Source organism: Cellulomonas marina, assembly GCF_900111925.1.
Lineage (GTDB): Bacteria > Actinomycetota > Actinomycetes > Actinomycetales > Cellulomonadaceae > Cellulomonas > Cellulomonas marina.
The window spans coordinates 40116-61602 of record NZ_FOKA01000011.1 but is presented as its reverse complement, the minus strand read 5'-3'; the positions used below and the strand labels follow the sequence as shown (position 1 = coordinate 61602).

The window sequence follows — 21487 nt, the reverse complement described above, 5'->3', positions numbered from 1 at the left end:
GCCCGGCGCGCTCGTCGGGCGCACTCGTCGGGCGCGGTCGTCCGAGGCGGTCGTCGGGCGCGGCCCCCGGGCGGCCCCTACGCTCGCGCCGCGGAGGGGTCGTCGTCCCCGGCGGGCGGCACGGCCCCGGCGCTGGGTTCGGGGGGTGGGAGCGGGTCACGGCCCAGGGCGGGGAACTTGTCGTGCCCGTGCAGGTACAGCACGACCGTGTTGAGGACGGCGGCCAGCGGGACCGCGAACAGGGCCCCGACGATGCCCGCGAGGAAGGACCCCGCCGCGACGACGAGCAGCACCGCCACCGGGTGCAGCGACACGGCGTGCCCCATGAGGAACGGCTGGAGGACGTGCCCCTCGAGCTGCTGCACGCCCAGGACGACGGCCAGCATGATGAGCGCCTGCAAGGGCCCCTGCGAGACGAGGGCGACGAGGATGGCCACCGACCCGGTGACGACGGCCCCGACGAGCGGGATGAACGAGCCGACGAAGACGAGGATCGCCAGGGGCAGGGCGAGCGGCAGCCCCAGCAGCAGCGCGCCGAGCCCGATGCCGACGGCGTCGACCGCGGCCACGAGGATCTGCGTGCGCGTGTAGGCGCTGAGCGTCACGACGCCGCGGCGGCCCGCCTCGTGCACCTGCTGGCGCGCGGCGCGCGGCATGAGCCGCACGACCCAGCGCCAGATGGCCCGGCCGTCGAGCAGGAAGAAGAACGTGCAGAACAGGGCGATGAGGGTGCCGGCCAGCACGTGGCCGATCGTCGTCGTGACGGACAGCGCCCCGGACACTAGGCCGGTGCCGGCGCCCGAGAGCGCCTCCTGGGCCTGGTCGACGTAGCCGGACAGGTCCGTCGTCGAGATGCCCAGGGGCCCGGTGGACAGCCAGTCCAGCACCTGGTCGATGCCCTGCGAGGCCTGCCCCCACAGCTCGCCGATGCCGTTGGCGATGGAGTTGCCGGCCAGGGTGAGCAGCCCCGCGACGACGACGAGCAGGCCGAGCACGGCGGTGATCGACGCCAGGGCGCGCGGGAACCGCAGGCGCTGCAGCCCGTGCACGACGGGTGTCAGCAGCACCGTGAGCAGCAGCGCCACCGCGACGGGCACGAGGATCACCTCGAGCTCGGAGACGACGACGAACAGCAGCGCGACGCCCAGCGCGATGGCGACGATGCGCCAGGACCACGCGGCCGCGCCCCGCACCGACGGCGGCACGTGCCCCGCGACGTCGTACCGCCCGGCCGGCCTGTCGGGGACGCCGGGCGCCCCGGTGCTCGTGCTCACGCCGCACACGCTAGGCCCCGGGGCGCGGGGCGGCCCCGCGGGGCGTGTCGGAGGCGGGAACAGGGGCGCCACGGCCGGGGTTGGGGACGTCTGGAGAGAGGAGACCCATGAGCTGGCTGTTCGGTTCCGCCCTGAAGACGACGATGGTCACCCCGGAGCGCGCCCTCGCGGGCCGCGAGGCCTACCCCTACGCCGTGCCGACGACGCACACGGTGCTCGGCACGCCCCTGCAGGGCCCCTGGCCGGAGGGCACCGCGGTGCTCTACGTCGCGATGGGCTGCTTCTGGGGTGCGGAGAAGGAGCTGTGGCAGACGCCCGGCGTCGTCACCACGGCCGTCGGCTACCAGGGTGGCTTCACCCCGTTCCCGACGTACGAGGAGACGTGCACGGGCATGACGGGGCACACGGAGACCGTCATGGTCGCCTACGACCCGCAGCGCCTGTCCCACGTGGACCTGCTGCGGCGGTTCTGGGAGCAGCACGACCCGACGCAGGGGTACCGCCAGGGCAACGACGTCGGCACGCAGTACCGGTCGGCGGTCTTCACGACGACCGACGAGCAGGCGGCGGCCGTGGAGTCCACGCGTGCGGAGTTCCAGGCCCGGCTGACGGCGGCCGGCTTCGGGGACATCACCACGGAGGTCGCCACCGCGGCCGAGGCGGGTCCGTTCTACTACGCCGAGGGCTACCACCAGCAGTACCTCGACAAGAACCCGCACGGCTACTGCCCGGTGCACGCCACCGGCGTCACCTGCCCCCGTCCGCTGGACGTCTGAGGGTCAGAACCAGGGCGCGCCCGCGCCGCCCGGACCCGGCTCGACGAGCGCCGGGTGGCGCGGGTCGTCCACCCGGACCACGAGGTCGGCCGCGTCCTGCGGGCCGGCCTCGTGGTCGTACCGGGCCAGCGCGGGCAGCGTCCACGCCTCCTCGGGCGGGGTGCGGCGCGCGAGCGTGGCGGGCCGCGCCGCGAGGTGCACGACGAGGTCGAGCTCGAGCCAGCGGCCGAGGAGGGCCGACCCGTCGAGGACGAGCACGGCCCCCGGCGGCGCCTGCGCGTAGGGCGCCCGGGTGGCCCGGTCCCGCGCCGCGTCCCACAGGGAGGGCAGCCACCGGCCGGTGCCCGCGGGGCCGAGCGGTGTGAGCACCTCCCGCTCGAGCGCGCGGGCGTCCAGCCGGTCGTCGAGCCAGGCGTCGGCGTCGCGCGGGCCGTGCTCGAGCCGCACGGAGGCCGGGCGCAGGAAGTCCTCCGCCGACACGCGCAGCACCGCCCGACCGGCGGCCCGCAGCGGCTCGACGAGACGGTCGGCCCACCCGCGGGGGTCCGTCGCGGGCGCCCCGTCGACGGCGACCCGCAGGTGGCCACCGGCGGCGTCGGCGTCCGGTGCGGCCGCCAGGACGGCGGCGACGACGCGCCCGACGACGGCCGCCGGGTCCAGCGGCGTCACCCGCGGACCGGCGCCGCTCATGCGTCGCCGCCCGCGTCGCCCGACGACGGACCCGTCCGCGGCGGCCGGGCGCCGGACGACCCCGCGGTGCGCGGGGCGCGGACCGGGGGCAGGACCTGCGTGGCGCCGTCGTCGACGGGGGTCGTCGGGGCGGCGGCGTCCTCGTCGGCGGGCAGGTCGTCGTCGCCCGCCGGCAGGACCACCGCGGTGGCGCCGGACCCGCGACCGTCGGCGCCGCGCGCCGCGGCCGCCTCCTCGGCGTCGGCCGCCGCGGCGGTGCGCTCCCGCTCGGCGATGACGTCGTCACCGGGACCGGCGAAGGCCCGCGAGCGCTCGACGGCGGCGAGCGACCCGGTGAACAGGCCCGAACCGGCCGGCGCGGGTGTCCCCTGCGAGCCCGGGCCGGCGGCCGGCCGCACGGTCGGCTGCACCGCCGTGGCCGCCAGCCCCGGCCTCTCGTCCGCGCGTCCCGCGCCGGCCGCTGCCGCGACGTCCGCCGACCGCCCGCCCCGCGCCTCGGGCGTGGCGCCGGAGGCCGGCCGCAGGTGGGGGTTGCCCTCGGCCCGGGCGTCCTGCTCGCGCGCGGCGGCGGCGGCCAGCCGGCGGGCGAGGGCCTCCGGCTCCTCCCCGGGCGGCGGCGCGGCGCCCTCCCACCGGCTGCGCGGCAGCGCCTCGCGCGCCGACTGCTGCAGCCAGACGACGAGGCCCTCGCGCAGGTAGCAGCGCAGGTCGAACAGCGTCGGGGCGTCGGCTGCGGAGGCCAGCACCCGCACGCGGACGACCCCGCCGGTCGCCTCGGTCACCTGCAGGATGCCCACGCGCTGGTCCCACAGGGGCGTCTGGGCCAGCAGCTCGCTCAGCCGCGCGCGCATCGCGTCCACCGGCACGTCCCAGTCCAGGTCCAGCTCGACGGTGCCGAGGAGCTGCGACGCCCGGCGGGTCCAGTTCTCGAAGGGCGTGGTGGTGAAGTGCGTGGAGGGCAGGATGAGGCGCCGGTCGTCCCACACGTGCACGACGACGTAGGTGAGGGTGATCTCCTCGATCCGGCCCCACTCCCCCTCGACGATGACGACGTCGTCGACGCGGATCGCGTCGGTGAAGGCGAGCTGGAGCCCGGCGAAGACGTTGGCCAGCGAGCTCTGGGCCGCCAGGCCCGCGACGATCGACAGCAGCCCGGCGGAGGCGAACACCGACGCCCCGACCGCCCGCGCCGACGGGAACGTCAGCAGCGCCGCCGCGAGCGCGCACAGCACGAGCACGGCGACGGTGATGCGCCGCAGCACCTGGATCTGCGTGCGCACCCGGCGCGCGTGCCGGTTGTCGACGACGTCCACCCGGTACCGCGCCAGCGCGGCGTCCTCGAGGACGAAGGCCAGCGACCCCAGCAGCCACGCGACGAGCCCGATGATCGCGATGAGGAGCCCGTGCTGGAGGATCGAGCGCCACTGCGCCGGCGCGGTGCTCACCCCGATCGCCGACCAGGCCGCGAGCACCACCAGCGTCCACCGCAGGGGCCGCCGCGACCGGTGCGAGAGGTCCGCCAGCACCGACCACCGCCGCGCCAGGCGCCGGACCGCCAGACCCACCACGGCGGACACGACGAGCGCCAGCACGACCGCCACCGCGACGGACGCCAGCGGCACGACGACCTCCCGCACCACGGAGTCCTCCTCCCCGGCGGCGGGCGTGACGGCCTCGAGGAGGGTCGTGGGCAGCGGCAGGGACGGCATGGCGGTCAGGGTAGGCACCGCGACGGCCGGTGCTCGCGCCGGACCGGCGGCGTCCGTCAGGTCCTCACGACGCCCTCACACGCGGTGTGCCGGCCGCCACATCAGGGTGGGGGCGGACGCCGACGTCCGCCGTGACGCGCAGGTGCCCCGCACCGTCGACGTGCGGGGCACCTGGTCGTCGAGGGCGTCTCACCGGCACGAGGCGTCACGCCCTGCGGAGCCCTCCCTGGCCGTCCGGGGAGGGTGCCCGGGCTCTCGCCCTGGGCTTCACGATGGGACGAGTGTGACAGCACCGTGCTGGTTCCGCCACTAGTCGGATTTGACTCCCGCATGACCTATCTGCCCCGTCCGGGGGACGTGGTGCCACCCACGTCCCGGCGGCACCCCCGGACCGCCCCAGGACAGCGCTCGCCGTCCGCCGCGGGCGCGCCCTCCGCCGGACGGCCGCCGCACCCCTCCACCCCGCCCGGCTGCCCACCGGGCGGGCGGCGGGGTGCCGTCGTAGCGTCGAGGTGCCACCCGTCCCCGCCCGAGAGGCCCCGTCGTGCCCGACCTCCCCCCGCTGGCCCTCGTCCTGCACGGCGCGCGCGGCGACCTCAGCAAGCGCATGGTCCTCCCCGCGCTGGCGACCCTCGGCGCCCGCGGGCTGCTGCCCGAGCGGTGGGCGCTGCTCGGCACCGGTCGGCGCTCCATCCCCGACGACGAGTTCGCCGACCTCGTGCGCGACGCCCTGTCCGAGTTCGGCGACGAGGAGGCGCAGGGCGCCGCGGACGTCCTCACCGAGCGCCTGGCGTACTGCCAGGACGTCAGCGCCTCGGACGACGACCCCGGCGACCTGCCCGAGGCGCTGGACCGGCTGCGCGGCGAGCTCGGCGAGGACCTCCTCGTCGTGCACTACCTGGCCGTCCCGCCCGAGTCGTTCGCCGGCATCACCCGCAGCCTGCACCGCCACGGCCTGACCGACGGCGTCCGCATCGTCTACGAGAAGCCGTACGGCACCTCCCCTGACTCCTTCCGCGAGCTCGACGCGCTCGTGCACGAGGCGTTCGACGAGGAGCAGGTGTTCCGCATCGACCACTTCCTGGGCAAGGAGGCGACGCAGAACCTGCACGTCGTCCGGTTCGCCAACGAGCTGTTCGGCGGGGCGTGGAACCGCGAGCACGTGGCCCAGGTGCAGGTGGACGTGCCCGAGACCCTCGACGTGGCCGACCGGGCCGAGTTCTACGACGCGACGGGTGCGTCCCTCGACATGCTCGTCACCCACCTGTTCCAGGTGGCGGCCACCGTCGCGATGGAGCCGCCGGTGGGGCTCGCGGCGGGCGACCTCTTGGCCGCGCGCGACGAGGCGCTCGCACGGTTCCGCCCGCTCGACCCGGCGCACGACGTGGTGCTCGGCCAGTTCGAGGGATACCGCGACCTGGACGACGTGGCCGACGACTCCTCGACCGACACGTTCGTCGCCGCCCGGCTCTGGGTGGACAGCGACCGCTGGCGGGGCGTGCCCTTCGTGCTGCGGACCGGCAAGCGGATGGCCGCCTCCGCCCAGCAGGTGACGCTCCTGCTGCGCGCCCCCGACCGGATGTTCGGGCAAGACGTGGGGCCGAACCAGGTGTCGGTGTCGCTGTCCGGCTCCGGGACCCTGCGCGTCACGACGACAGTCAAGCGGCCCGGGCCGGACCTCGCGCTGGACACAGGGACGCTGTCCCTGCCGCTCGCGGACGTCGAGCCCGGTCGGTCCCTGCCGCCCTACGCCGGCCTGCTGGCGGACGTGCTCGCCGGCGACCGGACCCTGTTCACCTCGGCGGAGGGCCTCGCGGCGGCGTGGGAGGCCTTCGCGCCGCTGCTCGGCGACCGGCGGCCCGACGTCCAGCCGTACGCCCCCGGCTCGTGGGGGCCGGCAGCGGCCGACGCGCTCGTCGAGCCGTTCGGATGGGCGCTCGGGCCCGACGACTCCGACGGCAGCGACCCGAAGGGCTGACCGCGGCGGCCGTCGAGCCGCGCATGAGAACTGTTATCGTCGAAGGAGCCCCGCCTCCTCCACGATCGGATCCGCCATGCGCCGTCGCGCCCTCCTGCCCGCCGCCCTCGTGCCCGCCCTGCTGCTGGCCGCCTGCTCCTCCGGGGAGGCGTCCGCGGGCGGTGCGTCCGCGGGCGGTGCGGCGGGGTCCGGCGACGAGCCGCTGGCCGTCGTCGCGTCCACGAACGTCTGGGGCGACGTGGCCGCGCAGGTCGGCGGCGACCGCGCCGAGGTCACCTCGATCGTCGACGACCCGTCGGCCGACCCCCACTCCTTCGAGCTGACGGCGCGCGACCAGCTCGCCGTGTCCCGGGCCGACCTCGTCGTGCAGAACGGCGGGCACTACGACGACTGGCTGACCACCGCGCTCGACGCGCTCGACGAGGCGCCCCCCGTCGTCGAGGCCGTCGCCGACGGGGAGCACGCCGACGAGGAGCACGCCGAGGAGACGCACAGCGAGGAGGCGCACGCCGAGGACGCGCACGCCGGGCACGACCACTCCGCCGAGGGCAACGAGCACGTCTGGTACGACCTGCCCCTCGTCGCGGAGGTCGCCACGCGCATCGCCGAGCACCTGGGCGAGCTCGACCCGGAGGGCGCCGAGACCTACACGGCCAACGCCGAGGCCTTCGGCGAGCGGGTCGCCGGCGTGCAGGACGAGGTCGCGGCCCTGGCGGCGGCCGTCGGGGGTACGGGCGTGGCCGCGACGGAGCCGGTGCCCGGGTACCTGCTGGAGGCGGCGGGCCTCGAGGACCGCACCCCGGCCGCGTACTCCGGCGCCATCGAGGAGGAGACCGACGTGCCGCCGGCCGCCATGGCCGAGATGCTCGCGCTGTTCCCGTCGGGGCAGGTGGCCCTGCTCGTCGAGAACCCGCAGACCACCGGACCGCAGACGGACGAGGCGGTCGCGGCGGCCGAGGCGGCCGGGGTCCCCGTCGTCGAGATGACCGAGACGCTGCCCGAGGGCGAGGACTACGTCGGGTGGATGTCCGCCAACGTCGCCGCGGTGCGGCAGGCTCTGGGGGCATGACCCCCGCACCACCCGCGGGCGCCCCTGCCCCGGCGCCGCCACCCCTCGCGCTGCGCGGCGCCGCCCTGGCCTACGGCGACCGCACGGCGTGGTCCGGCCTCGACCTCGAGGTCGCCCGCGGGGAGTTCGTCACGGTGCTCGGCCCCAACGGCTCGGGCAAGACGAGCCTCCTGCGCGCGGTCCTCGGCCTCCAGCCGCTCACCGGCGGCACCCTGCACGTCCTCGGCCGCTCGGCGCGCCGCGGCAGCCGCGCGGTCGGCTACGTGCCGCAGCAGCGGCTCGTCGACCCGGTCACCCCCGTGCGCGCCCGCGACCTCGTGCGCCTCGGCATCGACGGGGACCGCTGGGGGCTCGGCGGGCGCCGGCACCGGGCGCGCGTGGACGAGCTGCTCGAGGCGGTGGGCGCCACGGCCTACGCGGACGTCCCCCTCGGGCTCCTCTCGGGGGGTGAGCAGCAGCGCGTGCGGATCGCGCAGGCGCTGGGCTCGTCGCCCGCCCTGCTGCTGTGCGACGAGCCGCTGCTGTCCCTCGACCTGGCCCGGCAGGAGGAGGTGACCGCGCTCATCGACGCCACGCGCCGCACGACGGGCACGGCCGTCGTCTTCGTCACGCACGAGATCAACCCGGTGCTGCCCTACACCGACCGCGTGCTGTACCTGGCGCCGGCGGGGCACGCGGTGGGGACACCGGCCGACGTCCTCACGGGCGAGCACCTGTCGCGGCTCTACGGCACCCGCGTCGACGTGCTGCGCGCCCAGGGCCGCGTCGTCATCGTCGGCGGCGACGAGCACCACGGCCACCACCTCGAGGAGGCGTCGTGAGGGCGGCCGGCCTGCTGCCCGGGGCGCTGCCCGGGTGGTTGCCCGGGGCCGTCGACGACGGCACCTGGTCGCGGCTGTTCTCCTTCGAGGACTACGGCGCGCTGCTGGCGCTGGTGCAGAACTCGCTGGTCGCCGGGGCGGTGCTGGGGCTCGTCGGCGGGCTCGTCGGCGTCTTCGTCATGCAGCGCGACATGGCGTTCGCCGTGCACGGCATCTCGGAGCTGTCGTTCGCGGGGGCGGCGCTCGCGCTGCTGCTGTCCGCGGACGTCGTGCTCGGGTCGGTGCTCGGGTCGGTCGTCGCGGCGCTGCTCATCGGGCTGCTGGGCAGCCGGGCGCGCGACCGCAACTCGATCATCGGCGTGCTCATGCCCTTCGGCCTGGGCCTGGGCGTGCTGTTCCTGGCGCTGTACCCCGGCCGCGCGGCCAACAAGTTCGGGCTGCTCACGGGGCAGATCGTCGCCGTCGACACCACGCGGCTGGGCGTGCTCGTGGCCCTCTCGGCCGTCGTGGTGGCGGTGCTGATCGCCATCTGGAGGCCGCTGACCTTCGCGTCGGTGGACCCCGACGTGGCCGCCGCGCGCGGCGTGCCCACCCGCGCGCTGTCGCTGGTGTTCATGGTGCTGCTCGGCCTGGCGGTGGCCATGGCCGTGCAGGTGGTGGGGGCGCTGCTGGTGCTCTCGCTGCTCATCACACCGGCGGCCGCGGCCTCGCGGGTCAGCGCGTCGCCCGTCGCCGTGCCGGTGCTGAGCGTCGCGTTCGCGGTGACGAGCGCGGTAGGCGGGATCCTCCTCGCGCTCGGCGGTTCCGTGCCCATCAGCCCCTACGTCACGACGATCTCGTTCCTCATCTACCTCCTCTGCCTCGCCCTCGGCCGGCGCCGGACCCGCCGCGGCTGGACCCGCCGCCCGGCCTGAGCGTGCCCGACCTGAGCGGGCCCGGCCCGAGCGTGCCCGGTGCGCGGCGGGGCTGCGCGGCCGCCGGGGTCGCCGGGGTCGCCGCGGCGCCCCCGCCGCGGGAGGACCGGGCGGTGCGGCCCCGCACGATCCCGACGAGCTCCTGGTGCAGGTCGACGCCGTCGGCGACCGCCTCGTCGTCGCGGCGCCACGCGAGCACCACGGTCACGGTCGGGGCGCCGCGCAGCGGCCGGTGCACGACGTCGCGCCGGTCGTGCAACCGGGCCAGCGACAGCGGCACGACGAGCACGCCCGTCCCCGCGGCGACGAGCTCGACCGCCTCGGCCGTCGTCGCCACCTCCACGGTGCCCGGCACGCCGCCATCCGCCGCCGGGTGCGCGGTCGTGCCGTCGCCGGCCAGGACGTCGTCCGCGGGGACGACACGGGTCTCGCCGGCCAGGTCGGCGGCGTCCACCTCGTCGCCCGCCGTCAGCCAGTGGTCACGCGGCACGACGACGACCGTCGTCTCCTCGTAGAGGCGCACGACGGCCAGGTCGTCGTCGTCGCCCGGTGCCGGGGCGGGCGCCAGGGCGGCAACCCCCTCCCCGCGGCGCAGGGCCGCCAGCGCCTCCCCTGCGGCCACCGGCACGAGCTCCAGCGGCACGTCAGGCAGCCGCTCCCGCCACACGCGCGCCCAGCGGTCGGGGTGCACGCCCGGGGCCAGGAGCAGGCGGAACACCGCCGGCGCCGCGGTCACGCGACCCGCCGGAAGACCAGGTCGCGCACCTCGTGGCCGAGGGCGCGCCCGCGGCGCTCGAACTTCGTCTCGGGGCGGTGCGCGGGCCGCGGCACGACGAACCCGTCGGCCCGGGTCGAGGCGTTGGCCAGGCCGGGGTCCGCGGAGAGCGCGGCGAGCATCGCCTCCGCGTACTCCGGCCAGTCCGTCGCGCAGTGCAGCGTGCCGCCGACGACGAGCCGTGAGCGCAGCAGGGCCACGTGCGCGGGCCGCACCAGGCGCCGCTTGTGGTGGCGCGGCTTGGGCCACGGGTCGGGGAAGAAGACGCGGACCTCGTCGAGGGAGCCCTCGGGCAGCCGGCGCCGCACGAGGTCGAGGGCGTCGCCGTGGCCCACCCGCACGTTGGTCAGGCCCGCCTCCTCCAGCCGCAGCAGCAGGGCCGCGATGCCGGGCAGGTGCGCCTCGACGGCCAGGACGTCGCGGCCGGGGTCCGCCGCGGCCATCGCCGCCGTCGCCTCCCCCATGCCCGGTCCGATCTCGAGGACGAGGGGGGCCGCGCGACCGAAGAGCGCGGGAGCGTCGAGCACCTGAACGGGCGCCGGAGCGGCGGGGTCGTCGGCCGACCCGGGCGCGCGGGAGGCCCGCAGCGGCAGCGGACCCAGCGCCTCGTCGTGCACGGAGAAGCCCCAGCGCGGCCAGAGCCGGTCCAGGGCGTCCCGGCGCTCCGCGCCCAGGGCCGCGCGGCGGGGGTGGAAGGTCCGCAGCGGCTCGTGGGGGCGCGCCGCCACGTGCGTGAAGCGGTCCTGCGGGGCGGTCGTCACGGCACGAGGGTCGCACGGGGGCCGCCGGGCGGGCGGCGGGCGGCGTCCTGCATCGCCGGACCGACCGCGTCCGCTAGGTTCGGCGGATGGCGAAGGCGTCGGCGGCCCGCAAGCGGCCCAAGCTCAGCGACGAGGTGTACGAGGCCGAGCTGTTCCGGCTGCAGAGCGAGCTCGTGAGGCTCCAGCTCTGGGTGCAGGCCACGGGGGCGCGCGTGGTCGTGCTCTTCGAGGGCCGGGACGCGGCCGGCAAGGGCGGCGCCATCAAGCGCATCACGGAGTACCTCAGCCCCCGCGTGGTGCGGATCGCCGCCCTGCCCGCCCCGACGGACCGCGAGCGCGGCCAGTGGTACTTCCAGCGGTACGTCGCCCAGCTGCCCACCGCCGGGGAGGTCGTGCTGTTCGACCGCTCCTGGTACAACCGCGCCGGCGTCGAGAAGGTCATGGGCTTCTGCACGGACGAGGAGCACGCACGGTTCCTGCGGCAGGCGCCCGTCTTCGAGCAGATGCTCATCGACGAGGGGATCCTGCTGCGCAAGTACTGGTTCTCCGTCTCCGACGCCGAGCAGCTCAAGCGGTTCCGCTCGCGCCTGGACGACCCGGTGCGGCAGTGGAAGCTCTCGCCGATGGACCTCGAGTCCATCCACCGCTGGGAGGACTACAGCCGGGCCAAGGACGAGATGATGGCGCACACCGACGTGCCGTCGAGCCCGTGGTTCGTCGTGGAGTCGGACCGCAAGAAGGACGCCCGGCTCAACATGATCAGCCACCTCCTCTCCTCCGTGCCGTACACCGACGTGCCGCACGAGCGCATCGTCCTGCCCGAGCGGCCGCCCAGCACCGGCGGGTACCAGCGCCCGCCGCGGGAGCGGTCGACGTACGTGCCCGACCACGCCGCCACGCTCCTCGGGGACCCCGAGAAGTCGCTCTGACGGGTCGGCACGGGCGCGCTCGCGCGCGGCCGGCTCGGCTCAGCGCCCCGCCCGGGTCCGCGGGTCGGCGGGGCCCGGCCCGACGAGCCACTGGACGCTGCGCGCCACGTCGTCGGCGCGCAGCCACTCGTGCCGCTCCGAGCGGGGGTCCTGGGGGTCGTCGCGCCAGGCGACCATGACGTGCGTGCGCGTCCACCGCACGGCCCGCGCCGCCCGCCACTCCCGGTCCCCGTCGGCCCACACGACGTGCGCGAGCACCGCGATGTCGCCCATGGGCCGCACCGGGACGTCCGGCGGGACCTCGCCGTTGGCGACGCGGCGCCTGCCGCCGCCCGCCGCCCGCGCCGTCGCCGCCGTCCCCCCGCCGTCCTCCGCCGCGCCCATGCGCCGCACAATATCGAACGCCCGTTCGACACGCCGAGGCGGGCACCCGTCCGGCGGCGCGTCGTGGGTCGCGCCGTCGCGACGCGCGCTCCGACGAGTGCTGCCGACGGCCTGCCACCGCGCGGCGGCCCTCGTCGGGCAGCAGGATGTCCGGCATGGCGCGCGTGGTGGTGACCGGAGGCAGCGGCAAGCTCGGGCGGGCGGTGGTGCGCGACCTCGCCGCCCACGGCTGGGACGTGGTCAACGTGGACACCGCCCCGCCGCCCGCGGACGCACCTGGGTCGTGGACGCGGGTGGACCTCACCGACCTGGGGCAGGTGACCGAGGCGCTCACGGGCATCGACGACCGGTACGCGGGCGTGGACGCCGTCGTGCACCTCGCGGCGATCCCCGCGCCCGGCCTGCGCCCCAGCGGTGCGACCTTCGCCAACAACGTCGTCGCGACGCACCACGTGTTCGACGCCGCCCGGCGGGCCGGCATCCGCCGCGTCGTCTGGGCCTCGAGCGAGACGCTGCTCGGCCTGCCCTTCGACGTGCCGCCGCCGTACGTGCCGGTGGACGAGGAGTACCCCGTGCGGCCGGAGTCCACCTACTCGATGGGCAAGGCCGTCGAGGAGGAGATGGCGCGGCACTTCGCGCGGTGGCAGCCGGGGGCGACGATCGTCGGGCTGCGGTTCTCGAACGTCATGGACGTCGAGGACTACGCCCGTTTCCCGTCCTTCGAGGACGACCCCGCCTCCCGGCGGTGGAACCTGTGGGGCTACATCGACGCGCGCGACGGGGCGCAGGCGGTGCGGCGGGCGCTGACGGCCGACGTCACGGGGTTCGAGGCCTTCGTCATCGCCAACGCCGACACGGTGATGACGACCCCGAACGAGCGGCTGCTCGCGGAGCACTTCCCCGACGTGCTCGTCCGCGGTGACGTCACCGGCACGGGCACCCTCCTGTCGATCGAGAAGGCCCGCCGGCTGCTGGGGTACGAGCCGGAGCACTCGTGGCGGGACCACGTCTCCTGACGGCGTGGCGGCTCGTCGTCCGCGGGCGGGCGGCGCGGATACGGCCTGCCCCCGCCGCGCCGGTCACGCGGCGCGGGAGCGGAAGGTGGTGCGGTAGTCGCTGGGGCTGACCCCGACCGCCCGCCGGAAGTGGTGCCGCAGCAGCGGCGCGGAGGCGAAGCCGCACTCCCGGGCGACGAGCTCGACCGGCAGGTCCGTCCCCTCCAGCAGGTGCTGGGCGCGCAGGACGCGCTGCGCGGTGAGCCACCGGACGGGCGTCGTCCCCGTCTCCGCGACGAACCGGCGGGCGAAGGTCCTGGGCGACACCAGCGCGCGCGCCGCGAGGGACTCCACGCTGTGGTCCGCGTCGAGGTGCTCGAGGACCCACTCGAGCACCAGGCGCAGGGAGTCCTCGCTGCAGGCGGGCACGGGCTGCGGCACGAACTGCCGCTGCCCGCCGTCGCGCTGGGGCGGCACCACCATGCGCCGGGCGATCGCGTTGGCGGCCGCCGCCCCGTGCTCGCGGCGCACCAGGTGCAGGCAGGCGTCGATGCCCGCGGCCGTGCCGGCACTGGTGACGAGGTCGCCCTCGTCGACGAAGAGGACGTCGGCGTCCACCCGCAGCTCCGGGAACGCGGCGGCGAGCTCCTCCGCGTGCCGCCAGTGCGTCGCGACGGTCCGCCCCGCGAGCACGCCGGCCTCCGCGAGGACGAAGACCCCCGAGCACACGCTGAGGAGCGTCGCGCCCCGCGCGTGGGCCGCCCGCAGGGCGGCGAGGACCGCGGGGTCGTGGCCGCGCCGGTTCGTCGCGGGGACGGCCACCAGGTCGACGTCGGCGAGCGCCTCCAGCCCGTGGTCCGGGGTCATGGTCAGGCCGACGGACGTGCGCACCGGATCCCCGGCGCGCACCCCGCACAGCCGCAGATCGACGAGGGGCACCCGTCCTCGGTGCGGTCGATGCCGAAGACCTCGCAGACCACCCCGAGCTCGAACGGAGCGACGCCGTCGACGACGAGGACCGCTACTGATCGCAGCACGCGCCGACCCTAGCGGGAGTGGCAGCATCTTGTCGATGGGTGTCATCGCTGCCACTCGTCGGCACGGGAGGGGACGAGGACCGTGGTCGGCATGGACATCCTCGAAGCCCTCGCTCGGACCGTCGTCGTCGTGCTCGTGCTGTGGCCGCTCGTCGTGCTCGTCGCGCGTCGTCGAACCGGGGACCACCTGGGCGAGGTGGACACGCTGCCCCGCCCGGAGGGGCCGGCCGGGATCGAGGCGCCCGACGGGGCGTACGACCCGGCGCCCGTCCAGCCCGAGGACCCCGCCGAGCGGTGGGTCCAGGCCGGGTAGGACGGACGCCGGCTCAGCGAACGACGAGCCACGCGCCGGCCACCACGGTGGCGACCAGCACGACGAGGCCGAACACGTCGAACGACATCCGGCGCACGAGCCAGCGGCCGCCGACCGCCCCCAGGACGAGCCCCGGCAGCAACGCCGCCGACAGCGCGAGCGACCCCGGCGTGATGAGGCCGAGCCCGACGCTGAACGGCACCTTGGCGAGGTTGACGACGAAGAAGAACCACGCGTTGGTGCCGAGGAACGCGGCGGGACCGAGCCGGGCGCGCAGCAGGTACAGGCCCATGAGCGGCCCGCCCGCGTTGGCGACCATCGTCGACAGGCCCGCCCCCGCCCCGAGCAGCCCGCGCACGAGCCGGTCGCCGACGGTGGGCAGCCCGGCGGGTACGGGGCTCGCGGTGCGAGCCGGGGCGACGGGCCCCGACGTCGCCGCACGAACCGTCGCGCGGTGGTCGGCGCGTCGTCGTGCCACGCGCCGCAGCAGCTCCCAGCCCCCGCTGACCAGCAGGACCGCGCCGACCAGCCTGCCGGCGGCCCCCGCGTCGAGGAACCGCAGCACGGCCCAGCCGGCCGCGAGCCCGACGACGACGGACGGCAGCAGCACGACGAGCAGCCGCAGCCGGGCGGACCGGGCGTACAGCCGCAGGGCGACGAGGTCCCCGACGATGAGCACCGGCAGGGCCAGCCCCGCCGCCCGCACGGGGTCGACGGCCGTCGCCAGCAGCGCCATCCCGAAGGCGCCGAGCGACGGCACCCCGGTCCTCGACATGCCGAAGACCACGGCGGCCAGCGTGCCGAGGACGAGGGGCTCGAGCGTCATCGCCCACACGCCTCCCCCGGTCCGGCCGGCGCCCGGGTGACGCCGGAGCCCCGGCGACCCTAGACGAGGGACGGCGCCGAGGCGTCAGACCCTCTCGAGGCGCGCGACGAGCGTCTCGGCCTCGCGCTGCGTCACGAGCGCGGTGGTCCTGCGGGCCAGGACCCACGGGGTGCGCTCGGCCAGCTCGGGCGTCCACTCGACGCGGTACAGCGGGACGCCGGCCTCGACGCGCTCGACGGGCGAGACGCGCCAGGACGCGCCGATGCCCGTCAGCGGGTCGAGCCCGCGGAGGGTGACGGCCTCGGCGGGGGTTGCGGCGGGGGTTGCGGCGGGGCCGGTGGTCGGGTCCGACGGCGTGGCCGGCTGGGTGGGGGTCTGTGCAGCCATGGTGGTGTCCTCGGGGACGGGTGCGGCGCGGCACCGGGACCGGTGCCGTCCCGTCCGTTCGTCGGGCCGTCCCCCGCGGTGACGTGTCGGGGGCCGCGCTCGCCCCGTCGGGTGCGTCGGTCCGGGTGACGCCCCCCCGTGCCGTCGAGCGCCGTTCACCGTCCCGGGGGACCCCCGTCCCGGCGGCGTGCGGGTGCGGGGCCCCGGTGCTTGGGTGACGCCATGGCTACGCACAACACCCCCGCCTCCGCCCGGCGCGCCGCCACCGAGGCCGGCGACAACCCGCTCGTCGAGCAGGGGGCGCGGGTCGGCTACGCCGCCAACGGCGTGCTGCACCTGCTCATCGCGTGGCTCGCCGTGCAGCTCGCGTGGACGGCGGGGGCGGGCAGCGCGGACCAGACGGGGGCGTTGCGGTCCCTGGCCGGCAACCCCGTCGGCACCGCGCTGCTGTGGGTCGTCGTCGTCGGGTTCGCGCTGCTGGCCGTCTGGCAGGTGACCGAGCTGCTGACGCGGCACGACACCGGTGACCGGGTGAAGGCCGGCGCCAAGGCCGTGGTCTACGGCGTGCTCGCCTGGACGGCCGTGCGGGTGCTCCTGGGGACGTCGCAGGACGGGTCGCAGCAGACCAGCAGCACGACCGGGCGGCTGCTGGAGGCCCCGCTCGGGCGGGCGCTGGTGGCCGCCGTGGGCCTGGCGGTGCTGGGCGTCGCGGTGCACCACGTGGTCAAGGGCTGGCGGCGCACGTTCCTGCAGGACCTGACCGAGCACCCGGGTCGGTGGGCCGTGCAGGCGGGACGGGTCGGGTACGTCGCCAAGGGCGTGGCCCTCGCCGTGGTGGGCTTCTTCTTCCTCAAGGCGGCCTGGACCGGCAACGCCGCCGAGGCGCAGGGCCTCGACGGCGCCCTGCGGGCCTTCCTCGAGGTGCCGTGGGGCCGGGGGCTCCTGACGGTCGTCGCGCTGGGCCTGGCCGCCTACGGCGTGTACTCCTTCGCCCGCGCGCGCTACGCCCGGGTCTGACGTCGGGTCCCTGCCGCGCCGGCGCGGCGCAGGTAGCCCCAGGCGAGCAGGGCGCTCGTGGCGCCCACGGCCAGGCCGGCCACCACGTCCGTGAGGTGGTGCATGCCGCGGTACAGGCGGGCCCAGGCGACGAGGACCGGCACGAGCAGGCACGCCGCGGTGAGGAGCCCGCGCAGCACCCGGTGCCGCACGCGCTGCGCGAGCAGCGCCAGGACGACCCAGCACGCGGCGGCCGCCCCCGTGTGGCCGCTGGGGTAGCTCGACGTGGGCGGCGCGTGGTCGAGCTGCTCCACATCGGGCCGGTCGCGGTCGACGAGGACCGCCGACGTGAGGAACACGCCCAGCTCGAGGGCCACCGCGACGGCGGGCACCAGCGCGAACGACAGCCGTCGGGTGCGCACGGCGACGGCCAGGACCGTCACGAGGGCGAGCGCCGTGATCGCGAGGGTCGAGGCCGAGCCCGACAGCACCGCCGAGACCGTGTCGAGCGCGGCCGTCCGCCCCTCGGCGAACCGCTCCGCGAGGTCCTGCTCCGCCGGGATCCCGCCGAGCGGCCCCATGACCACCCAGCCGACGCCGGTGACGACGGCCCACAGCAGCACCGCCGGTGCCGCCGCGCGCACCACCAGGTCCCGCAGGACGGCCGCCACCGGGGGGCGGCTCGCGTCGTCCCACCGGTGCGCGAGGACGGCGGCGCGGCTCATCGCGCACCGGTCCTGGCAGCACCGGTCCCGACCGCGCCCGTCCGGCGGGCCTCGCGGCCGGCCGCCCCGGACCACCCGGCGTAGGACGCGAGCGAGGCCGCGGTGCCCACGAGGAGCCCGGCGGCGACGTCCGACGGGTAGTGCACGCCCAGCAGCACGCGGTCCGCCGCGGTCAGCGCCACGACGAGCCCGCCGACCACCGCGACCGCACCCAGGGCGCGGCGGGTCAGCACGGGCCGCAGCAGCAGGAGCAGGACCGTCAGAGCCGCGGAGCTGTTGACGGCGTGCCCCGACGGGAAGCTGTACCCGGGCGCGTGCTCCAGCGCCTCCTGCACGACCGGCCGCGCACGCCCGACGGCGGACTTGAGCGCGACGCCGAGACCCCACACGACGAGCACGGTCGCCACGGCCCACGCCGCGCGTCCCGGCAGGCGGTACCGACGCCACACGACGAGCGCCACCAGGGTCACGCCCAGGACGAGCCACACGGGCTGCGTCGTCTCCTGCCAGACGACGAGGGCCCGGGGCAGGCCGGGTCGCTCCCGCGCGAAGGTGGTCGCCGAGTCGACGACGCGCGCGTCCCAACCCGTCAGGCCGTCGTGCTCGGCGCGGACCAGCCAGGCGAGCGCGGCGACGGGCACGCCGGCGGCGAGGGCGAGCGCGGCCGCGCGAGCGAGGGCCGTCGTCCGCGGGCCCCGTCCCCCGCCGCGCCGCGGGTGGGAAGTCTCCATGGCGGTCAACCTAGGGCGGCACGGCCGGGTGCGCGCTGCGCGACGCGACCCGCCGCCCGTCCGGGTGGTGCGGTCCCGGCGGCCCGTCGGGTGCCGAGCTGTCCTGCCTACCGCTCGTCGGCGACGTCGAGCACGGTGACGACCGACCCCGCGGACAGCGTCGTCACGTCCTCCGGCACGACGAGGAGGGCGTCGGCGAGCGCCAGCGCCCCGAGCAGGTGGGACCCCGCTCCGCCGACCGGCGCGACCGTGCGGGGCTCCGCGGTCCGGTCGAGCCGGGCGCGCGCGTACTGCCGCCGGCCGGCTGGCGACGTCATGTCGGTCGTCAGCACCGCGCTCGTCGTCGGACGGGCCGTCGCTGCGAGGCCCCGCAGGCGCCGCACCGCCGGGCGGACGAACAGCTCGCAGGAGACGAGCACGCTGACGGGGTTGCCCGGCAGCGTGACGACGGGGACGCCGGCTACGCGCGCGAGCCCCTGCGGCTTGCCCGGCTGCATCGCGACCGCCACGAACTGCGCCCCCGGCAGCCCCGCGAGCGCCTCCTTGACCGGGTCGAACGCCCCGGCCGAGACCCCGCCGCTGGTCACCACGAGGTCGGCGCCCGCCGCGCACCGCTCGAGCAGCGCGAGGAGCGCCGGCGCGTCGTCCCCGGAGCGCTCCACCGCCACGACCTCGGCCCCCGCGGCGCGCAGCGCAGCCGCGAGGGCCGGGCCGTTGGAGTCGTGGATCTGGCCGTGGTCCAGGCGCTGCCCGGGGGCGACGAGCTCGTCGCCGGTCGCGACGACGGCGATCCGGGGCCGCCGGTGCACCGCGACCACCGCGTGCCCCGTCGCGGCGAGCAGCGCGACCTGCGCGGCGCCGAGCAGCGTCCCGGCGGGCAGCAGCACCTGGCCGGCGCGCACGTCGCCGGCGCGCCGGCGGATGTGCGCCCCCGGCTGCGCGGGTCGGTCGACGCGGACCCGGGGCAGGCCGGCGTCGGTGTGCTCGACCGGGACGACAGCGTCGGCGCCCGGCGGCAGGGGCGCCCCCGTCATGATCCGGGCGACGGACCCGGCCGGGACCGGGGGGTGCCGGCGTACGTCGCCGGCCGGGACGTCGGCGACCACGGGGAGCACGACGGGCGCGTCCGGGGCTGCCGCGGCGACGTCGGCGGCGTGCACGGCGTAGCCGTCCATCGCCGAGTTGTCCCACGGCGGCAGGTCCACCGCGCTGACCGCCTCGCGCGCGAGCACCAGCCCGTCCGCACCCCCGAGCGGCACCTCCACCACCGGGGTCGGCCCGACGAGGGCCAGCACCGCCGCCACGTGCTCCTCCACCGTCCGCACGGCGGCCACGCTAGCGCCAGCCGCCGTCCACCAGCCGCCACCCGGACGGGCCGGCCGGCCCCGCGGAGGCGTGCCTATGCTCAGCCGGTGGTGGACACGGGCGCGAGCACAGGCGCCGGGACGGATGCGAGCACCGGCACGGGCGGCAGGCCCGGCACCGGCGCGCTCGTCGACCGGTACGGGCGCACCGCCACCGACCTGCGGGTCTCCCTCACCGACCGCTGCAACCTGCGCTGCACGTACTGCATGCCGGCCGAGGGCCTGGACTGGCTGCCGACGCCCGAGGTGCTCACCGACGACGAGGTCGTCCGCCTGGTGACGGTCGCCGTCGAGCGGCTGGGCGTGCGGGAGGTGCGCTTCACGGGTGGCGAGCCGCTGGTCCGCCGCGGGCTCGAGGGCATCGTCGGGGCGGTCGCCGCCCTGCGGACCGCCGACGGGACGGCGCCCGAGACCTCCCTGACGACGAACGGCATCGGTCTCGCGCGGCGTGCCCAGGGCCTGGCCGAGGCCGGCCTCGGGCGGGTCAACGTCTCCGTGGACACCCTCGACCGCGCGCAGTTCGCCGCCCTGACCCGGCGTGACCGGCTGCCGGACGTCCTCGAGGGGGTGGCCGCAGCCGTCGCCGCAGGCCTGCAGCCCGTGAAGGTGAACGCCGTGGCGATGCGCGGCGTCAACGAGGACCAGGTGCGGCCGCTGCTGCGCTGGGCGGTCGCCGACGGCCTGCACCTGCGGTTCATCGAGCAGATGCCGCTCGGCCCCCGGCACGCGTGGGACCGCGCGCAGATGGTGACGGCGGAGGAGCTGCTGACCGAGCTCGGCCGGGAGTTCGCGCTCGAGCCGGTCGGTGACGTGGCTCGCGGCGCCGCACCGGCGGAGCTCTGGACGGTCGTCGGCACCGGCGGGGACGGGCGACCGCCCGCCACCGTGGGCGTCATCGGCGCCGTGACGCGTCCGTTCTGCGGTGCCTGCGACCGGACCCGGCTCACCGCCGACGGCCAGGTCCGCTCCTGCCTCTTCTCCCGCCGCGAGACCGACCTGCGGGACCTGCTGCGCGCCGGCGCCTCCGACGAGGAGCTGGCCGACGCCTGGCGCACCGCCATGTGGGGCAAGCCCGCCGCGCACGGCATCGACGAGGAGGGCTTCCGCCAGCCCCTGCGCCTCATGAGCGCCATCGGCGGCTGAGCCGTGGCCGGCGCCACGGGCGACGGGCCGGACCGCGAGCCGACCCTCGAGCCCGGCCGCGAGCCCGGCCGCCAGCATCGGGACGTCCTCGTCGTCGTCACCGCCGGCGGCACCGGAGGCCGGCTGGGCGGGGTCGACAAGGTGCACTTGCCGCTCACCGATGACGGCGCGGGCCCCTCGCTGCTCGACGCCCTTGTCGCCGCCCTGCCACCGGTGCCCGTCGTGGTCGTCGGACCGCACGGCGTGGACGGACGCGCCGACGTCGGCGGCCGCACCGTGCTCGTCGCCCGGGAGGACCCGCCCGGCGGTGGCCCTCTCGCCGGCGTCGCCGCCGGCCTGTCCGCAGGCCTGGCCAGAGGTCCCGCTGCCCCGGCTGGGTCGCATGCCGTCCTGGTCGTGCTCGCCGGCGACCAGCCCTGGGCCGGCCCGGTCGTCCCGCGGCTGCTGGCCGCTCTCGGCCCCGGCTCGCGATCCGACGCGGCCGTCGGCGTCGACGCCACCGGGCGCCGGCAGCCGCTGCTCGCTGCCTACCGACTGCCGGCGGTCGCCGCGCTGCTCGCGGGGCACGTCCACGACCGCCCCGCCCGGCTCCTGCTCGAGGGCCTGCAGGTCGTCGAGGTCCCGCTCGCCCCCGACGAGGCCCTCGACGTCGACACCCCCGCCGACCTCGCGCGCGCCCGCACGATCGCACGGCACCGCCCGCGCCCGCCCGAGGAGCCGGCACCCGGCGACTGACCCGCGCGTGCGCCCTCTGGGGACGGTCGCGCCGCTACGTCGAAGTACCAGGTCCCGACGCGCATCGACGGCGTGTCGTGGCATCTCGACGATGTCCCGGGACGCGAGGACGTCGCTGGACGGGCGGCCTCGTCGGCCGGCACGACCCGGGCAGC

Annotated in this window: 22 protein-coding genes and 1 pseudogene; 11 read left to right on the top strand and 12 right to left on the bottom strand. The window is 76.9% G+C overall.

Annotated features, from left to right (window positions below):
• Positions 1 to 77: 77 nt before the first annotated feature.
• Entirely contained in the window at positions 78 to 1274 is a 1197-nt protein-coding gene (locus BM048_RS12395; RefSeq protein WP_090033513.1) for an AI-2E family transporter, read from the bottom strand.
• Between the two features lie 107 nt (positions 1275 to 1381).
• On the opposite strand from BM048_RS12395, the gene msrA reads away from it, so the two are divergent.
• Entirely contained in the window at positions 1382 to 2050 is a 669-nt protein-coding gene (gene msrA, locus BM048_RS12390) for a peptide-methionine (S)-S-oxide reductase MsrA (protein ID WP_090033511.1), read from the top strand.
• Positions 2051 to 2053: 3 nt separating this feature from the next.
• On the opposite strand, the gene BM048_RS12385 is transcribed toward msrA, so the two are convergent.
• Together BM048_RS12385 and BM048_RS12380 are read right to left on the bottom strand one after the other, a co-directional pair.
• The gene (locus BM048_RS12385) at positions 2054 to 2740 is read right to left on the bottom strand and encodes a nucleoside/nucleotide kinase family protein (protein ID WP_175499536.1); all 687 of its coding nucleotides are present in this window, start codon (positions 2738 to 2740) and stop codon (positions 2054 to 2056) included.
• Positions 2737 to 4449: a mechanosensitive ion channel domain-containing protein gene (locus BM048_RS12380; protein WP_090033510.1), complete on the bottom strand. Its 1713-nt coding sequence runs from the start codon at positions 4447 to 4449 to the stop codon at positions 2737 to 2739. Before BM048_RS12380 ends, BM048_RS12385 begins: the two co-directional genes overlap by 4 nt.
• Before the next feature lie 544 nt (positions 4450 to 4993).
• On the opposite strand from BM048_RS12380, the gene BM048_RS12375 reads away from it, so the two are divergent.
• The 4 genes from BM048_RS12375 (at position 4994) to BM048_RS12360 (ending at position 9231) form a co-directional block, all read left to right on the top strand.
• Positions 4994 to 6427 carry a glucose-6-phosphate dehydrogenase gene (locus tag BM048_RS12375; RefSeq protein ID WP_090033508.1) on the top strand — a complete coding sequence of 478 codons (1434 nt, stop codon included), beginning with the start codon at positions 4994 to 4996 and terminating at the stop codon, positions 6425 to 6427.
• 76 nt (positions 6428 to 6503) lie between these two features.
• Entirely contained in the window at positions 6504 to 7496 is a 993-nt protein-coding gene (locus BM048_RS12370; protein WP_090033507.1) for a metal ABC transporter solute-binding protein, Zn/Mn family, read from the top strand.
• A complete protein-coding gene (locus BM048_RS12365; protein ID WP_090033505.1) occupies positions 7493 to 8317 on the top strand; it encodes a metal ABC transporter ATP-binding protein in 825 nt (274 codons plus the stop codon). Before BM048_RS12370 ends, BM048_RS12365 begins: the two co-directional genes overlap by 4 nt.
• 38 nt (positions 8318 to 8355) lie before the next feature.
• Positions 8356 to 9231 carry a metal ABC transporter permease gene (locus BM048_RS12360; protein ID WP_090033637.1) on the top strand — a complete coding sequence of 292 codons (876 nt, stop codon included), beginning with the start codon at positions 8356 to 8358 and terminating at the stop codon, positions 9229 to 9231.
• Here BM048_RS12360 and BM048_RS12355 read toward each other — a convergent pair.
• The gene (locus BM048_RS12355; RefSeq protein ID WP_090033504.1) at positions 9161 to 9967 is read right to left on the bottom strand and encodes a LysR substrate-binding domain-containing protein; all 807 of its coding nucleotides are present in this window, start codon (positions 9965 to 9967) and stop codon (positions 9161 to 9163) included. The genes BM048_RS12360 and BM048_RS12355 overlap by 71 nt on opposite strands.
• Positions 9964 to 10767 carry a tRNA (guanosine(46)-N7)-methyltransferase TrmB gene (gene trmB / locus BM048_RS12350; RefSeq protein ID WP_203708785.1) on the bottom strand — a complete coding sequence of 268 codons (804 nt, stop codon included), beginning with the start codon at positions 10765 to 10767 and terminating at the stop codon, positions 9964 to 9966. Before trmB ends, BM048_RS12355 begins: the two co-directional genes overlap by 4 nt.
• Before the next feature lie 86 nt (positions 10768 to 10853).
• Between trmB and ppk2 the strand changes: the two genes are divergently transcribed.
• Positions 10854 to 11696: a polyphosphate kinase 2 gene (ppk2, locus tag BM048_RS12345; protein WP_090033503.1), complete on the top strand. Its 843-nt coding sequence runs from the start codon at positions 10854 to 10856 to the stop codon at positions 11694 to 11696.
• A gap of 39 nt (positions 11697 to 11735) precedes the next feature.
• Here the strand turns inward: ppk2 and BM048_RS12340 are convergent, their stop codons facing one another.
• Entirely contained in the window at positions 11736 to 12080 is a 345-nt protein-coding gene (locus tag BM048_RS12340; RefSeq protein ID WP_239078742.1) for a hypothetical protein, read from the bottom strand.
• 155 nt (positions 12081 to 12235) lie between these two features.
• On the opposite strand from BM048_RS12340, the gene BM048_RS12335 reads away from it, so the two are divergent.
• Positions 12236 to 13096, top strand: coding sequence for an NAD-dependent epimerase/dehydratase family protein (locus tag BM048_RS12335; RefSeq protein ID WP_090033501.1), 861 nt, complete (start codon positions 12236 to 12238; stop codon positions 13094 to 13096).
• A 63-nt stretch (positions 13097 to 13159) separates the two neighbouring features.
• Here BM048_RS12335 and BM048_RS12330 read toward each other — a convergent pair.
• Positions 13160 to 14112: pseudogene (locus BM048_RS12330) on the bottom strand (GlxA family transcriptional regulator).
• Between the two features lie 91 nt (positions 14113 to 14203).
• Here BM048_RS12330 and BM048_RS12325 point away from each other — a divergent pair.
• Positions 14204 to 14425: a hypothetical protein gene (locus tag BM048_RS12325; protein WP_139224446.1), complete on the top strand. Its 222-nt coding sequence runs from the start codon at positions 14204 to 14206 to the stop codon at positions 14423 to 14425.
• A gap of 13 nt (positions 14426 to 14438) precedes the next feature.
• Here BM048_RS12325 and BM048_RS12320 read toward each other — a convergent pair whose 3' ends face one another.
• On the bottom strand, positions 14439 to 15251 hold the full coding sequence (locus BM048_RS12320; protein ID WP_139224445.1) for a TSUP family transporter: 813 nt from the start codon (positions 15249 to 15251) through the stop codon (positions 14439 to 14441).
• 84 nt (positions 15252 to 15335) lie between these two features.
• A complete protein-coding gene (locus BM048_RS12315; protein WP_090033497.1) occupies positions 15336 to 15638 on the bottom strand; it encodes a hypothetical protein in 303 nt (100 codons plus the stop codon).
• A 222-nt stretch (positions 15639 to 15860) separates the two neighbouring features.
• Here BM048_RS12315 and BM048_RS12310 point away from each other — a divergent pair, with 222 nt between their 5' ends.
• The gene (locus BM048_RS12310) at positions 15861 to 16655 is read left to right on the top strand and encodes a DUF1206 domain-containing protein (RefSeq protein WP_090033495.1); all 795 of its coding nucleotides are present in this window, start codon (positions 15861 to 15863) and stop codon (positions 16653 to 16655) included.
• On the opposite strand, the gene BM048_RS12305 is transcribed toward BM048_RS12310, so the two are convergent.
• From BM048_RS12305 to BM048_RS12295, 3 genes are all read right to left on the bottom strand, one after another.
• Complete coding sequence (locus BM048_RS12305; protein ID WP_090033494.1) at positions 16640 to 17359, bottom strand: phosphatase PAP2 family protein; 720 nt, start codon at positions 17357 to 17359, stop codon at positions 16640 to 16642. The two genes, BM048_RS12310 and BM048_RS12305, sit on opposite strands and share 16 nt — an antisense overlap.
• Positions 17356 to 18090 carry a phosphatase PAP2 family protein gene (locus tag BM048_RS12300; protein WP_090033492.1) on the bottom strand — a complete coding sequence of 245 codons (735 nt, stop codon included), beginning with the start codon at positions 18088 to 18090 and terminating at the stop codon, positions 17356 to 17358. Before BM048_RS12300 ends, BM048_RS12305 begins: the two co-directional genes overlap by 4 nt.
• A 107-nt stretch (positions 18091 to 18197) precedes the next feature.
• Positions 18198 to 19415: a molybdopterin molybdotransferase MoeA gene (locus tag BM048_RS12295; protein WP_090033632.1), complete on the bottom strand. Its 1218-nt coding sequence runs from the start codon at positions 19413 to 19415 to the stop codon at positions 18198 to 18200.
• Positions 19416 to 19505: 90 nt separating this feature from the next.
• Here BM048_RS12295 and moaA point away from each other — a divergent pair, with 90 nt between their 5' ends.
• A complete protein-coding gene (gene moaA / locus BM048_RS12290) occupies positions 19506 to 20597 on the top strand; it encodes a GTP 3',8-cyclase MoaA (RefSeq protein ID WP_175499542.1) in 1092 nt (363 codons plus the stop codon).
• 3 nt (positions 20598 to 20600) lie between these two features.
• Entirely contained in the window at positions 20601 to 21332 is a 732-nt protein-coding gene (gene mobA / locus BM048_RS12285; RefSeq protein ID WP_090033489.1) for a molybdenum cofactor guanylyltransferase, read from the top strand.
• The last annotated feature ends 155 nt before the right edge of the window (positions 21333 to 21487 follow it).

Coding starts and splice junctions, on each gene's coding strand:
- BM048_RS12385 (WP_175499536.1), bottom strand. CDS start 2,740: ATGAGCGGCGCCGGTCCGCGGGTGACGCCGCTGGACCCGGCGGCCGTC.
- BM048_RS12315 (WP_090033497.1), bottom strand. CDS start 15,638: ATGGCTGCACAGACCCCCACCCAGCCGGCCACGCCGTCGGACCCGACC.
- ppk2 (WP_090033503.1), top strand. CDS start 10,854: ATGGCGAAGGCGTCGGCGGCCCGCAAGCGGCCCAAGCTCAGCGACGAG.
- BM048_RS12305 (WP_090033494.1), bottom strand. CDS start 17,359: ATGAGCCGCGCCGCCGTCCTCGCGCACCGGTGGGACGACGCGAGCCGC.
- BM048_RS12320 (WP_139224445.1), bottom strand. CDS start 15,251: ATGACGCTCGAGCCCCTCGTCCTCGGCACGCTGGCCGCCGTGGTCTTC.
- BM048_RS12370 (WP_090033507.1), top strand. CDS start 6,504: ATGCGCCGTCGCGCCCTCCTGCCCGCCGCCCTCGTGCCCGCCCTGCTG.
- BM048_RS12310 (WP_090033495.1), top strand. CDS start 15,861: ATGGCTACGCACAACACCCCCGCCTCCGCCCGGCGCGCCGCCACCGAG.
- BM048_RS12340 (WP_239078742.1), bottom strand. CDS start 12,080: ATGGGCGCGGCGGAGGACGGCGGGGGGACGGCGGCGACGGCGCGGGCG.
- BM048_RS12325 (WP_139224446.1), top strand. CDS start 14,204: ATGGACATCCTCGAAGCCCTCGCTCGGACCGTCGTCGTCGTGCTCGTG.
- msrA (WP_090033511.1), top strand. CDS start 1,382: ATGAGCTGGCTGTTCGGTTCCGCCCTGAAGACGACGATGGTCACCCCG.
- BM048_RS12335 (WP_090033501.1), top strand. CDS start 12,236: ATGGCGCGCGTGGTGGTGACCGGAGGCAGCGGCAAGCTCGGGCGGGCG.
- BM048_RS12380 (WP_090033510.1), bottom strand. CDS start 4,449: ATGCCGTCCCTGCCGCTGCCCACGACCCTCCTCGAGGCCGTCACGCCC.
- BM048_RS12365 (WP_090033505.1), top strand. CDS start 7,493: ATGACCCCCGCACCACCCGCGGGCGCCCCTGCCCCGGCGCCGCCACCC.
- BM048_RS12300 (WP_090033492.1), bottom strand. CDS start 18,090: ATGGAGACTTCCCACCCGCGGCGCGGCGGGGGACGGGGCCCGCGGACG.